Origin of the sequence: Piscirickettsia litoralis (assembly GCF_001720395.1) — a bacterium.
In the GTDB taxonomy this organism is placed as follows: Bacteria; Pseudomonadota; Gammaproteobacteria; order Piscirickettsiales; family Piscirickettsiaceae; genus Piscirickettsia; species Piscirickettsia litoralis.
In genome coordinates this window covers 2,667,294-2,681,407 of sequence record NZ_MDTU01000001.1, presented here as the reverse complement: position 1 = coordinate 2,681,407, position 14,114 = coordinate 2,667,294, and the positions used below count along the sequence as shown (strand labels likewise).

Annotated in this window: 12 protein-coding genes and 1 pseudogene; 7 read left to right on the top strand and 6 right to left on the bottom strand. The window is 39.4% G+C overall.

Features of this window, described 5'->3' with window-relative positions; all coding sequences use genetic code 11:
- Nucleotide 1: 1 nt before the first annotated feature.
- The 4 genes from queF to BGC07_RS13265 all read right to left on the bottom strand — a co-directional run bounded on the left by queF (nt 2) and on the right by BGC07_RS13265 (nt 4,446).
- Nucleotides 2-841, bottom strand: coding sequence for an NADPH-dependent 7-cyano-7-deazaguanine reductase QueF (gene queF, locus BGC07_RS13280; RefSeq protein WP_069313496.1), 840 nt, complete (start codon nt 839-841; stop codon nt 2-4).
- A 279-nt stretch (nt 842-1,120) separates the two neighbouring features.
- Nucleotides 1,121-1,891 (bottom strand): hypothetical protein, encoded by a 771-nt coding sequence (locus BGC07_RS13275; protein ID WP_069313495.1) that lies wholly within the window; start codon nt 1,889-1,891, stop codon nt 1,121-1,123.
- Nucleotides 1,892-2,354: 463 nt separating this feature from the next.
- Nucleotides 2,355-3,695 carry an ATP-binding protein gene (locus BGC07_RS13270; RefSeq protein WP_069313494.1) on the bottom strand — a complete coding sequence of 447 codons (1,341 nt, stop codon included), beginning with the start codon at nt 3,693-3,695 and terminating at the stop codon, nt 2,355-2,357.
- Nucleotides 3,696-3,735: 40 nt separating this feature from the next.
- A complete protein-coding gene (locus BGC07_RS13265; RefSeq protein WP_069313493.1) occupies nt 3,736-4,446 on the bottom strand; it encodes a response regulator transcription factor in 711 nt (236 codons plus the stop codon).
- A 167-nt stretch (nt 4,447-4,613) separates the two neighbouring features.
- On the opposite strand from BGC07_RS13265, the gene BGC07_RS13260 reads away from it, so the two are divergent.
- On the top strand, nt 4,614-5,084 hold the full coding sequence (locus BGC07_RS13260) for a Spy/CpxP family protein refolding chaperone (RefSeq protein ID WP_069313492.1): 471 nt from the start codon (nt 4,614-4,616) through the stop codon (nt 5,082-5,084).
- 122 nt (nt 5,085-5,206) lie between these two features.
- Here the strand turns inward: BGC07_RS13260 and BGC07_RS13255 are convergent, their stop codons facing one another.
- Nucleotides 5,207-5,692, bottom strand: coding sequence for a hypothetical protein (locus tag BGC07_RS13255; protein ID WP_069313491.1), 486 nt, complete (start codon nt 5,690-5,692; stop codon nt 5,207-5,209).
- Nucleotides 5,693-5,944: 252 nt separating this feature from the next.
- Between BGC07_RS13255 and BGC07_RS13250 the strand changes: the two genes are divergently transcribed.
- Nucleotides 5,945-6,850: a Rossmann-like and DUF2520 domain-containing protein gene (locus BGC07_RS13250; RefSeq protein ID WP_069313490.1), complete on the top strand. Its 906-nt coding sequence runs from the start codon at nt 5,945-5,947 to the stop codon at nt 6,848-6,850.
- 11 nt (nt 6,851-6,861) lie between these two features.
- Here the strand turns inward: BGC07_RS13250 and BGC07_RS13245 are convergent, their stop codons facing one another.
- Nucleotides 6,862-7,929 carry a S1C family serine protease gene (locus BGC07_RS13245; protein WP_069313489.1) on the bottom strand — a complete coding sequence of 356 codons (1,068 nt, stop codon included), beginning with the start codon at nt 7,927-7,929 and terminating at the stop codon, nt 6,862-6,864.
- Between the two features lie 80 nt (nt 7,930-8,009).
- Between BGC07_RS13245 and BGC07_RS23945 the strand changes: the two are divergent.
- From BGC07_RS23945 to BGC07_RS13220, 5 genes and pseudogenes are all read left to right on the top strand, one after another.
- Nucleotides 8,010-8,608 (top strand): annotated as a pseudogene (locus BGC07_RS23945) (Maf family protein).
- 297 nt (nt 8,609-8,905) lie between these two features.
- Entirely contained in the window at nt 8,906-10,342 is a 1,437-nt protein-coding gene (locus tag BGC07_RS13235; RefSeq protein ID WP_069313488.1) for an MFS transporter, read from the top strand.
- 383 nt (nt 10,343-10,725) lie between these two features.
- Nucleotides 10,726-11,610, top strand: a complete 885-nt coding sequence (locus tag BGC07_RS13230; RefSeq protein WP_069313487.1) for a response regulator — start codon at nt 10,726-10,728, stop codon at nt 11,608-11,610.
- A 321-nt stretch (nt 11,611-11,931) separates the two neighbouring features.
- Entirely contained in the window at nt 11,932-12,705 is a 774-nt protein-coding gene (locus tag BGC07_RS13225; RefSeq protein WP_069313486.1) for a DNA/RNA non-specific endonuclease, read from the top strand.
- Nucleotides 12,706-12,857: 152 nt separating this feature from the next.
- Entirely contained in the window at nt 12,858-13,850 is a 993-nt protein-coding gene (locus tag BGC07_RS13220) for a hypothetical protein (protein WP_069313485.1), read from the top strand.
- Nucleotides 13,851-14,114 lie beyond the last annotated feature (264 nt).

Here is a 14,114-nt window from a genome sequence, read left to right as displayed (position 1 = left end):
TTTATTGACGCGCCATCCGTAAATTATCAGCTTTAAATGATTTTTCAGTGCTGCGGACAGGATTAATATCCAAGCCACCACGACGTGTATAACGCGCATGCACGGTTAAACGCTCAGGCTGACAGTGCGCCATCACATCCATAAAAATGCGCTCTACACACTGCTCATGAAACTCATTATGATTACGGAAAGAAACAATGTATTGCAATAGGCTTTCACGGTCAATTTTCGGGCCATAATAAGCGATTTCTACAGAACCCCAGTCTGGCTGCCCAGTCACTAAACAATTTGATTTCAATAAATTAGAACTTAAGGTTTCTTCTACAATTTGAGTATGATCTGCCTTCAGGTAGTCAGGCTTAACCATATACTCATTGCACTCAATATCCAAATCATCAATAGACTCAGCACTAAAATCGAGAATCGGTTGATTTTCCACTTCACTAAGCAAAATGACACGAGCTTTAACCTCACCTTCAGCAGCAGCTTGAATGTCCTTCGCTAAAATGCGCTCAACCTCAGTGACACTATCAAACTTGGTGTTATTAAATGAATTCAAATATAGTTTAAATGATTTAGATTCAACGATATTGACACTCGCGCAGTCAATCTCAAAATGAGCTAAAGCAACACAAGGCTTGCCTTTGGCATTTAGCCAAGACAGCTCAAAGGCGTTCCAAGCATCAAAGCCATTAAACGGCAGAGCATCTGGCACATTGATTTCATCGCGCTTTTGCTTTCTTGGAATCGGAAACAGCAAATCCGGCGAATATGTTGAAATATAATCACTTTTTTGCCCTAATGGCGCACTTTCTAGCTGTAATTCAATCTCTGAGGACATCCGCTGGCTCCAAAATATTATAAACTCAGCTATTATCCATTATCATAAAATCGTGTCAAATATATTGATTAAACTAAAAGAGTGGCATTTCATCCCATTAATGGGATGAAAGTTTTTAAGAATGATAACAAAGCGGTGCCTTGAAAAAATGATTTACAACCACCGCCATTGCAAAACATCACGATATCATCCATAAAAACAACTAATGATTAAAGTAACCTATAAACTTTTGTTTCATGCGATCAAAAGGTTGCTTTGCTTTTAAAAGACCCTTACACCCTACAAAACCAGACAAGTGCTATTTTTTTCACTCGTGCTTGATTCTGGAGCCGCGGTATTGGGTTGGTGTCGTTCAAATAGGGTTGAATGCCTCGTATTCCCGGCTGTACGAAGAGGCTCACTCGCAGCACTTACCTCTTCACCTAAAGCGACTCTAATTTCCAATTTACATGCTTCGATATCTTCAAGCGTGTATGCTTTTTCGATGAGCTGGGTCCGGTGTCGACTTGGATCAAAATCTATAAATGCCTGTCGAGATTCATTCCATAGCTTCAGATGCTCATTCAACGCTGACGCAAGATAAACACGACCATGCTGAGGGTCGAAAATATAGTCACTTCCATTCCTAGAGCTAAATTTAAGGACAACATGATTCTCAGAGCGATTACCAATATTTAACAATCTCACCTGTAAGCCCCGCTGCAAGCAGCGAAAGTAAGCATCTAAGCCAATCTCTCCACAGTTTCCAGCTTGCTTCTTCTCAGTTGCAAGTAACCCTGCTGCGTCCCCTTGCAAATCCGTTGTAAGGTCCACTGAACCATAAACGTCCTTTAATATTGAGCGACGAAGTCTACGAGCAGAGCTAACTAGCTGATCTGCTTCATCACGGGTCTCGCCAGGAGCAGAGCTATAACATTCACTTTCTTGTGTCCCTGAATATTTCACTGTTTCAATAGACTCTTTCAAAACAACTAACAAAGCCTCATACTCTGGCAGCTGTCTCATATTCGACTCCACAAGATTTTTTAAAACAACAGGACGCCCAGGCATAGATATTCTCTTCCTCTATAATTCTGATGATAAAACTAAGTAGCAATTTTTTAGTTGCTCACCCTATATCCTCTCATCAAAAACATACCCATATTAATGGTATAAAAGTGAAAAATATCTAAGTTTAAATAGTGTTAAATTGTAAATTTTCTGAAGGCTCACTCTCGCTTTATCAGCAAAATATAATTTCTTAGCTCATATACTCGCTAGGGTTGGATCGAGTGAGCCATTTGTTTATTCTTAAATGTGACGTTTTACTTAATTAAAAGACAGGCTGCACTCAATTATTGTTCACATCAGGCGTAGGCCATCTCATCACATCAAGCTAAAGTGCTTTTGAAAGTGATAATGGCCAATATGCTTTTTCTACTTTATATTTTTCTGTTAGGTATCATGTTAGATTCGGTGTTTCTAACCGCCTAGATTATTGTGTCTTTGCAAGGGTAACAAACTAGTTTATAGCTTACAGCGGCAAGTGAATATCAATCACCAACCCGTGAGGCTTCTTGTTATAAGCATGAATAGAACCATTATGAACTTCTACCACCTGCTTAGCAATCGCCAACCCCAATCCATAACCACTGGCCTTGCTGCGATTGGTTCGGTAAAACGGGTCAAACAAGGTGTCTAACTCTACTTCGAAAACCCCGGTACCGCTATCTTCAACTGAAATGATAATACTGTTTTCATCATAACGACTTGAAACTCTCACCTCCGTGCCCGGTTCAGTATGATATAAGGCGTTACGTAAAATATTCTCTACCGCTGCGCTTAGCCATCTTGCATTAGCATTGATTTGATCTACAGCAAAATCAGTGACGATACTGCCCTTACGCTCACTCAGTTCAAACTGAGCATCTTGAACAATGCTGGTGAGCAACGCTTTTAAATCACAAGGCTCTTTAGTTAATTCAGCACTTTTTAAGCGTGTTAGAAATAAAATCTCGCCAATCAAATCATTTAAACGCTCAGCCTCTAGGCCGATACGATCTAGCTCGGTATGACTTTCCTCACCAACACGATGACGAGCCAGTTCTAAGGCGACTTGTAATCGGGCTAATGGTGATCGTAATTCGTGAGAAACATCGCGCAACATTCTCTCTTGAGAGGTGACCATGTGCTCGATTTGCACTGCCATACGGTCAAACTCGCGACCAAGCTCGGCAAACTCATCATAACCACTTAGCTCCATTCCCACTCGATGCTGAAAGTTACCGCGACTAATTTCTTTCACCGCCAGCTGTAATTTACGCAATGGCCGTGTTAGGTAGCGAGATAGCAACCAACAGAGAAAACCGATAGTAATCGCCGCAATTAGGAGCTGAGACCACATCTGCACAAGCTTTTCACCAAATCCAGCTCTGACCATTTCCGGCGGTAGCAATAACACTAAGCGATAATTGTGGTTATTGATGCGAGTGACTGAACTTAGGCGTAAATCACGATTGACCTTAACAACTTGATCCGGTGTGATTTTTAATGCTGCAACCAAAGGCTGTTTAATTTGATTGGGCAAAGGCAGCTTTTCAATAAGTTCAGGACGATCAGAGTCAACCAAGAAGGTCCTGACCCCTGTTGCATGGGTCACACGCCTAGACCATTGATAAAAGCGCCTTGGTCCGCCTTGACGTAATGCAGTTTCTGCAGAAGCACGATAGCTATCGATAAAACGCTGTTGCCAAAGTGGCACCTGACGTGCTTGGTCAAAGTGCTCAGCCAGCCAGACAGACCCCAGCATCAAAGCGACCATAGATAACCAAAACCAAATAAAAATCCGCCAATAAAGATTCAGTTTCTTTTTCACTGTAGTCAACTATCTATTTTTTAAATTGCAAGTTTTAATGCTAACTATTCACCACGTCACAGCGATAGCCCATGCCACGCACTGTCGTAATCCGTGCATCATTTAAGCCGGCATTGCTGAGTTTCTTCCTCAGATTACTTAAATGTACATCTAAACTACGATCAAAGACTTCGATTGGCCGCCCGAGTACTTGCTTGCTAAGTGCATCTTTGGAGACAACTCGACCACACGAGCGTAATAAAATCTCCAAAATTCGATACTCCGTCGCAGTCACAGTGACTTTCTCACCTAAACAAAACACCGAGCAAGACGCTGCATCAAGCTCTAACTCACCCACTGTCAGCTTATCTTCATCTTTATTTTGATCTACAGGCTTAGCCGTTGTTCTTCTGAGCACCGCTCTTAATCGCGCAACCAACTCTCGTGGATTACAAGGCTTGGGCAAATAGTCGTCCGCCCCCAGCTCTAAGCCGACAATACGGTCAACTTCTTCACCGCGTGCAGTTAACATCAGTACAGGCGTTTCAATCTGTTGCTTGCGCATTTCTTTCAATACATCAAAGCCACTTTGGCCCGGCAACATCACATCCAAAACCGCAACATCATAATGCTGCGCCTGTAATTGTGTCAGCGCCTCATCACCATGATGAACTGCTTTCACATTGAACTCTTCGACCGTTAAATAACGAACCAATAGTTCACAAAGCTCTAAATCATCATCAATAAGCAGTACATTTGCATTTTTCGACATAACAGCCTCCTTTTAACACCTGCAAGATTATTACATAATCATCGGTGTAAACTAGTACCTTTGTTTTGTTTTACCGAATCTTTACCCAAGTTTTGCCCGTCATTGACTCACAAAAAAATCAATTTTCATATACTCAAAATGGTCACACAAACCAAAGGAGACTCCTTGTGAAAACAATTAAAAAAACGGCAATCAGCCTATTACTCGCCTCATCTTTCGCCTTACCTCTAGCAAGCTTTGCTGCCAATGATGGAGCAGGTCCAGCCAACCCTCCACCTGGAAAACATAAGAAAATGAAGGCACATGGCATGCCGCTGAAAAAGTTTTTCCAAAAATTAGAGCTTACTCCATCTCAACAAAAGCATGTGATTTCAATTTTGAAGGATACACGCCAAACAAGTCAAGCTGAAATGAAGCAATTGCGCCAATCACGTGGTGAAATACGCCGATTAATCATTAATGACGACTACACCCCTGCAAAAGCACAGGCCATTTTACAAAAACGCAGCGAGCTGATGGATAAGGTCATTGCAAGCAAGGTTCAGGCTGAAGCTCGTATCTACAAGACGTTAACAGCGAAGCAAAAAGACAAACTAAAAGGACACTTTGAGATGCTAGAGCGCATCCGTGCTTTTTAGCTTGATCAGCCATCCTTATTTTGCGCACCAAATACCAGCAAAATGATGAATATAAGAGACAGCTGACTCGCTGTCTTTTATTTAATTAAAAGCAATATCAATATAGTAAATACTATAAATAACTAAGGCTTGGGCGAACAGCTCAAATTGCCAAAATCATCTTTATTGCAGTGATAACCACATTTTATATCATCCATATTTTGTATACATTCTTGATCTGGCTTCTGAGCACAGCGCCATTGCCCAGCAAAGCTCTTACAATCATAACCGCAGACTTTTTGGCCAAATTGATCATGACAAAGATAAGGCTTATCTACCGCCGATTTTCCCTTATGTGTGTTGATATTAATATTAATTTCAGTCGGTTGGTGCTTTAAAGTATATTGATAGCCCTGGCGATAAGCCGCATTAATCTGGCTTTGATTCGCCGGGCAGGCCGCAGCATAATTAATCTCCATATCCTCACCATGTCGTGCGGCATTGACTCCCTGGCTATACGCCGCATCGGTATTACAGTTTTGCGCCACCCACGCCTGCATCATCTGCGCGCAGCCGGTTAAAAAAATGCTGCCTAAAAGAATAATAATCAGTAAGTTAAAATAACGCATACCCCTCCCAACTTCTTATATTTAAGGGTGATCTTCAAAATATCGATCAAAACCAAAAAATTATGGCCGCTACTGTAACACACCTTAAACCCCAGCGATCAAAAATATAGCCACCCTTGCTTTTTAGGCCACTTTGCTTTAGATATAATGTCTCCTCAGCTATAAACAGGTTAAACACGCCATATCCAAAAAAAGATGGCAAAGCAAATTTAAAAATAAATGAAGAGTAAAAGCAGCGGGTTAATTAGAACAATGAATAGACAAGAAAAAACAACACAAGCACTGCCGACAGTCAACATCATCGGAGCAGGTCGTGTCGGTCAGACGCTTGCACGTTTACTTCATGGTAAAAAGCTGGCGGTGATTCAAGATATTTATTGCCGTACAAAAGAACATGCTAGAACTGCTTATCAATTTATTGGCTCCGGCCGCCCCGTAACCAATATCAATCAAATTCAATCTGCCGATATTTACTTCTTAACCGTACCAGATTCCTGTATTAAAACCGTTTGTGAGGAATTAGCTCAAAATCAAGAAATTAACTTTGAAAACACAATTGTTCTCCACTGCTCTGGTGCATTAAGCGCAGAAGAAACCCTGGCTTCAGCCCGATTACGAGGAGCCAGCATTGCCAGCGCTCACCCCGTGCTCTCTTTTTCTTCCCCAGCACAAGCGATTCTCAATTACCAAGGTTCATTTTGTGGTATAGAAGGGTCAAAGTCAGCCACTGAAATATTGACTCCACTCTTCAACCTACTCGGTGCTGTAACCTTTGAAATAAGCAGTGAAAATAAGTCGGTTTATCATGCCGCTTGCGTGCTCAGCAATAACTATGCTTATGCGCTCTCTCACCTAGCCATTCAAGCCTTTGAGCAAGCAGGGCTAAAAAAAGATTTCGCAGAGCAAGCCTCCTTGCAAATGATGCAAAGTGCATTAAACAATCTACAAACTCTCCCCCCAAAGCAAGCTTTAACCGGCCCGATTGCTCGAGCAGACCATTCAACGATTAATAAGCATCAACAAGCCCTTGCTAAGACAGAAAACCAAGAAATGGCAGAGCTATACCAAAAACTCGGTGAGTATTGTGTTAAATACCTCACCGATCATGCCGAAAGCGCAAAGGCTAATTTGATTGACAACCTAAAATCTAAACTCTGACCGCTTTTAATTTAGGGTTTAGGTACTGGGCGGCGACCTACCTTGATTTTAAGTGTTTTAAGCTTGCCGCCTCGCAATACCTTCATATCAACGGTCGCTCCGGGCTCAAGCTCTGCAATCGAACGTGCCAGACCATCAGAATCCTCAACCGCCTTGCCATTAACATCGATTAAAATATCACCGACCTTAAGCCCCGCTTTTGCTGCCGGACCTTTCGGCATCACCCCAGCAATAAGCACACCCTCTGCGAACTTCCCGCCTTCCTCAAGCTTGACACTCTGCGCACTGATGCCGATCCACCCCCGTGAGACATAACCCTGTTTGACGATTTGATCGACCACATGCAACACTGTTTTGACTGGAATCGCAAAGCCGATTCCTTGAAAACCTCCACTTTTTGAGAAGATTGCCGTATTAATACCAACGAGTTGGCCTTGAGCATTAATTAACGCGCCACCGGAGTTTCCAGGATTAATCGCCGCATCAGTTTGAATAAAGTTATCATAACGCGTGATATGCAGGTGATCTCGGCCAAGTGCACTGATGATGCCCTGGGTTGTTGTCTGCCCCACACCAAAGGGGTTGCCGATTGCAAGCACAACCTCCCCTTCACGTAAGCTCTCTTTTTGTACTTGAATCACTGGCAGCTTTTTAAGTGCTATTTTTAACACTGCCAGATCAACTTCAGGATCAACGCCCACGACTTTCGCCTCAGCCTTGCGACCATCACGTAGCGCAACCTCTATACGCGTTGCATTACGAATGACATGAAAATTAGTGACGATATAACCGTCTTTATTAAAAATAACGCCAGAACCTAAACCAACTCCACGAGAGCGCCTGGAGCCAAAATCCCAGCCCTGCAGACTATAACGTCGACTGGTATAGATACTAACAACGGCAGGAGCTGCTTTCTCTACACCTTGGGCATAAGAGACGATTGTTTTGGGCATCACCTGTTGCAAATGACTGGAATTATTTTCATCACTACGCAAAAGCCAATAGTGAGTCACCCCAATAGCAATAATACTAGCGATAATAATCTGAACAATAAATTTGATAAGATTCGATGCAGACATAAACACTCCTTCCTCTAGATTCAGCCAGACAACTCTCCTATAATGGCGCTCCCAAGCTAAGTTTATAGTAGTAGTGTCTCATGAGAAGTTCGAAAATGCATCTGATTTTAGCCTCTTCATCCCCATACCGTGCCGAGCTATTGAAACGCTTGCAGCTAGAGTTCGATCAATACTCACCCAATATCGATGAAACGGCCTATCATGACGAAAGCATTACCGACCTGGTCCAGCGTCTTGCCCAAGAGAAGGCCAATGCAGTTGCTGAGCACTACCAAAATGACCAACAACTCATCATTGCCTCAGACCAAGCGGCCGCCCTAAATAATCAAATCTTAGGCAAACCCTATACCCATGAAAATGCTATCGAGCAGCTCAGCGCCTGTAGTGGCCAAGTGGTTACTTTTTTACCAGTTTATGTTTACTTAACACAGCAAGCGGTCATGCTCAACTTACTGTAGAACCCTTTAGCGTTCACTTTAGAACATTAAATCCAAAAGAAATCGATACTTATTTAAGGCTAGAGCAACCTTACCAATGTGCCGGCAGTTTTAAATCAGAAGGCTTAGGCATCAGCTTATTCGAAAAACTTTCCGGTGACGACCCTAATAGCTTAATTGGTCTACCTTTAATAAAGCTCATCCATTTTCTTAAAAATGAGGGGGTTAACCCGCTCGTTTAGATATTATTTTAAAGCCTATACGCCAATCTATTTTCAAGAATGAAATTTAGATTATACTGCTATTAAAATATATTTTTATCTAGATTTTAAATCTATTTTCTAAGTTTACATAACAAATCTATGCTGTTACAATCCCCCACACAAACAGAGCGACCCTTACTCTACTAGCTATAAATATATTTTTAATTAGCTAACTCTATACTTAACTTAAAATTTTATATGTTAAATGAAATTTAAATTTCAAAAATTTATTTTTTGAAAAACAAATCACTCAAAAACAACATGCAAGGAATCATAATGAAACAAAGCAATAATCTCAACAAGTGGTGGGTTTTAATTGGCACAGCCATCAGTGCGTTGATGATTGCCGTTGACTACACCATTGTCAATATTGCGATTGCCAGCATTCAAAAAGAACTGTCAGTCAATACGAATCAATCACAATGGCTAATGTCAGGCTTTGGAATCACATTCTGTGCATTTCTTGCTTCGATGGGGCGACTCGCTGATATTGTTGGTCGTCGCCGTTTGTTATTTATTGGTATCATCGGCTTTGGCTTCGCCTCTTTGGGAGCAGGGTTTTCTAACTCAATCATCAGTTTAGTTATTTTTAGGCTTTTACAAGGGGGATTTGGAGCCATTATTTTCCCTGCAGGCATGGCTTTAACTGCAGCCGCCTTCCCAGCTAAAGAGCAAGGTCGAGCCTTAGGCATTTATAATGGTGTCTTAGGGTTAGGACTCGCTATCGGTCCGGTGCTTGGTGGCATCATACTAAACTTTGTCAGTTGGCGTTGGATTTTCTTTATTAACATTCCAGTGATTATTCTCAGCTTTTTAATCTGTTTTTTAGCCATTAAAGGGAAAGAAACCAAAATCGATCAAAAAATGGATTGGTTTGGCATTGGTTTAGTTGCAGCAATACTAATGAGCTTTGTCTATGCAATTAACCAGACCACAATCAGTGGCTGGTCTTCTACATATGTTATTTATCCACTTATTTTATCTGTTATTTTATTTATCTTATTTATTGCTGTTGAATCAAAAAGTGATTCTCCTCTGTTGCCTCTTGCGCTGTTTAAAAATCGTGGATTTTTTCTTGGCTCTATTGCCTATATTGTCGCTGTTGGTTTCTCTTGGCCGATTATTTTCCTAACACCTTTATATTTACAACATGTATTAGATTATTCAGTATATTATGCGGGTATTGCATTAATCCCCATGACAATCATGACTGCAATTGCCCCTCCCATTACTGGCAAAATTTATGACAACAAAGGACCATTAGTTTGTTATATTTTATTAACAATATGCCTGGTTTTATCTTTTGGTTTATTTTTGATATTTACCTTAGATACAAGCCTTATTTTACTCATTATCACCTTTTTGCTATTTGGCTCTGCGTGGGGTATGGGTAACGGCTTTGCTATGCCGTTGGTGCTTTCAAAACTAGATAATCATGAAGATGCAGGCGTTGTCAGTGGTGCTGCGATTACCATTCTTAATGTCGCAGGTGTTATTAGTTTGAGTGTGGTTACAACATTATTCCACTTTGGCGAGCAAAGCTGGCTTAGCCATCACCAAACTCAAGAAACTATAAGCCATTTAAATTCAAGCAAAATTGCCTTTACGCATGGCTTCCATGTTGGTATTTTCTGGCTGATGATCACAGCGATTATTTTACTTATACCAACTATTTGGTATATATTAAAAACGGCTCCAAAAACAGCCAAATAAAAATTCAAAATAATTATCAACAAACAATCTTTAAATACTCCATGAAGCAGAAAATGGCTTCATGGCTGTATTTTTAACATTATTAAATCCCTGATATTGCCAGTGTTAATAAAATTAAAAGACACTAGAAATTTTATCTTTAATATTTCTAACTAGACCAAACGATAACTAAGCTATAGTTATGTTTGTTTTGTTACAGTGAACATCTTAAAAAACACCTAAAGAACAAAACCATAATTTAACATCATCACAAGCGCTTCTGGGCAAATCACTTTTTCAAGCTTCTACAGCTCAAAGGCAATTTAATATACGATAAAGTTTGCAGTATACATTCACCTATACAAATAATTAATAATATTAGCTCAAACTAATAAGGGATAGGAATGAAAATATTAATTGTTGACGATAGGAAAAATATTTTATTTTCACTCAAACGATTGATTTTACTTAAATTTCCAGAATCAACTTTTAAGCTAGCACAATCAGGTGAAGAAGCGATTGCACTCATTGATGCGGAAAATTTTGATTTCATCATCTCAGACTATAAAATGGGGAAAATTGATGGTGTACAAGTCCTCGCACATGCACATCAAACTCAAGAAAACTCTATCCGTGTCTTAATTACAGGCTACCCTAATAATGATCAACTCATTGATGCTATTGCAGCAAACGATGTGGAACATGTTTTGATGAAACCATGGACTCAAGAACAAATCATGAAAATCATTGCAAAATACCCTAAACAACCTCTTGCGCCTTCTTCTAGCAAAAATGAGCCTGAAGCAGACGCACACACAGAGTTTATGAATGATGCAGGGAGCTTATCAAATGCCAATGATATCGTTCATTTACTAAAAGAAGCGACAAAGTACCTCTCTCTCAGTGCAAACTATTTAATGAAAATTTATGATATTCCCTCTTATAGCCCCCAGTTTCTAATACCTTTATGGGATAAAGATGGGATGACACAACAAGAGCTTAGTACCAAGCTTAAGCTTAACAAAAAAATTATAATGAATGCCCTTATTAAACTCATAGAAGATGGTCTTGTCACTATTGACTCTAGTAAAACTGAAAAAAATATCTCTGTTTATTTAACTGAAAAAGGGCTTAAAATAAAAGATGATTTAGATTTTTTATCCGCAATACTTAATCGACATGCCATTAATGAGTTCAAAGATTCCGAACAAGAAACACTCAAAAATTTATTGACCAAGCTTATTTTTAATCTCTCTACCATAAAAAACTCCAACCTTCCAAAAAGGTAGTTGCTCATTTAAATGCATCATTAACAGCCTTTGAACGACAAACAGCTTACTCCTCAAGGCTTACGAATTAGACTTCAACCACTGTTTGTCTACCTTTATACAAAACGATTCAATACACTCATAGCAAAGTAACCATAACTAGCTCGATACACCGCATCAATAGCCATTAGATTGATTTGAAGATCTTCAGCTCTCTTTTGATTTTTGCTAGTCGATAACTTACAACTTTAATTTAACTCCAAAGCCACTTGCCACTTGAAAGCTGCCACCTCCACCCTCTAGAATACTTACCTCCAACACAACACAAACGGACGCAAAAAATTGAAGAAAGTACCTACTATATTAACGCTTACTGCAGTAATCAGTTTTACCTTATCGATAACTCAAGCAGCACAAGGCTTTGACTGTCACGGTTTTTTAAAGAATGGTAACCCAGGGCATGTAGATCAGTATCTATGCCGCGAAGCTTACACAGTCGGTTATAACTACCAAACAAAGCAACCGACCTGGGTCGCATCAAAATTAACAGGTGAATCCGTTAATAAACACATAAAGCGCAAAGATAAATTCAAACCTGATTCATCAATTCCTGTTCAATATAGAGCTGAGCTATCTGACTACTCTCACTCAGGCTATGACCGTGGCCACCTTATGCCATATGCCAGTGCTGACATAGACCAGGCTTCGGCGAATGAATCTTTTTTACTAAGCAATATGAGTCCACAAAAATCAGGGCTAAATCGCCAAGGCTGGGCCGCTCTTGAGAGTGACGTGCGTTTTTGGGCAAAATATAAAAAAGAAGTTTATGTCTACACTGGCCCAGTATTTCAAGGGAAAAATATCAAATCTATCGGCAATGGTGTAAAAGTGCCTACTGCTTTTTTTAAAATTATCTACGCACCACAACAGCACCAAGCGATTGCTTTTGTTATGCCAAATGCACAAGTATCCAAAAGTAAAGTTTCAGATTATCGTACCAATATCGCAACTATCGAAAAACTAACAGGAATGCAGTTTTTGACTGCATTGCCGCAGACAGAAAGGAATAAATTAATCAGCACGACTGCCAAAATGTGGCGTGTTAGTTATTCTTAGTTGAGTACATTTAAGCGCTCTCTGCATCCCAGGACTCAACAAAAACTCCACTTTAGGCTTGGCATAAAAATGGGGGCTTTACATTTACATTGAATAAAAGGGGGTTATAGCTCCCTTTTAAGAAAGGTGAACAAGTTTAACAGGTTGATTTAATGTTTAAAAAGGCAATAGAAGAACTATCATCTCGTTATGAGCAAAAAGACATGGACTCTGCTCTCAATTATTTTACAAACAACACAATTCTTTCTCAATTGATTATTGGGCTTAAAGCCTTTAAAGATATCGTTGAGAATAAAGTATTTTATATTAGTGAAAGCACCTTATGCAAGGGAGTGCCTGAGAGTAGTCAGAGTCAGTCGCTTTTTAGAAAACTTTCTACCACAAAAACACATTATGTTAAATTAATTATTTATGGAGATCATTGGCGTTATGCCTTACTAAAGCTATCTAGAGGTAAAAATGAAATAATGTATGTTGATGGAGTCAGCGATTTTTATATAAGTGAAAACATAAAATATATAAATACCATTACTAAGCTAATTAATAATGCAGGCTTTGGAAACAGAAGCATTATTCACTATGGAAATGAAAAAATCCAAAATGATGATGATCATTGCGCCATATTTGCTATTGATGGTATAGGAAACTTACCTGATATAGAAAGTTATATATATGGAAACATTTTTTCATACCTAGAAGAGAGTTTTATAAAAAACGAAGTTTTCGAAGAAATGAAATTAAAAATAAACTATGTAACTCTACCTGATAGACTAATCAAATCTAAACAAAGCTTAAAGCAACTTCAAAAAGATATACTTGAACGAAGAAGTAGAAATCATCAAGAAGTTGTCAATCAAAAAGGGCTCTCTCTTTTTGAACATACTAGATCAAAAACAAGGAACATAGTCACTAAGAGTTCTTTAAAAGCAGTCAATTATACCATTCAGCTTAAATTTATTAAGTATATAAACAGGCTAAAGCTATTAAATGCAGTTTTTAATGAGTATGAGTTATCTCAATTAGCAACTGCATCTTGTTCTGAGCTTTTCAGCCAGAGCCATGCTAACCATGCTTTGAAAAAAAATGAAAAAAAGTATAACTCCATTAAAAATAAAATTTCAAGAACTATCCCCTACTATAATTAAACAACCATCCGGGAAATTTGCAGAAACTGCTAGTTGTGTAATTTTATGAAGAAAACTCTATAGTTCGATGATTAATTAATCAGGAGAAATAATGATTTTCGGCATTTGTTCCATTTTTAGCGAGGTGGGTCAAACAGTGTCGTAGAATACTTTCTTTTGACAATGAAGCCAAAAAGAAAATTGTGGACCTTATAAGCGACACCTATCTGTAGCGACTTGCAAGAATAACCAGCAAGGAATGTAAAGCCGTAAGAATGAGTGTAA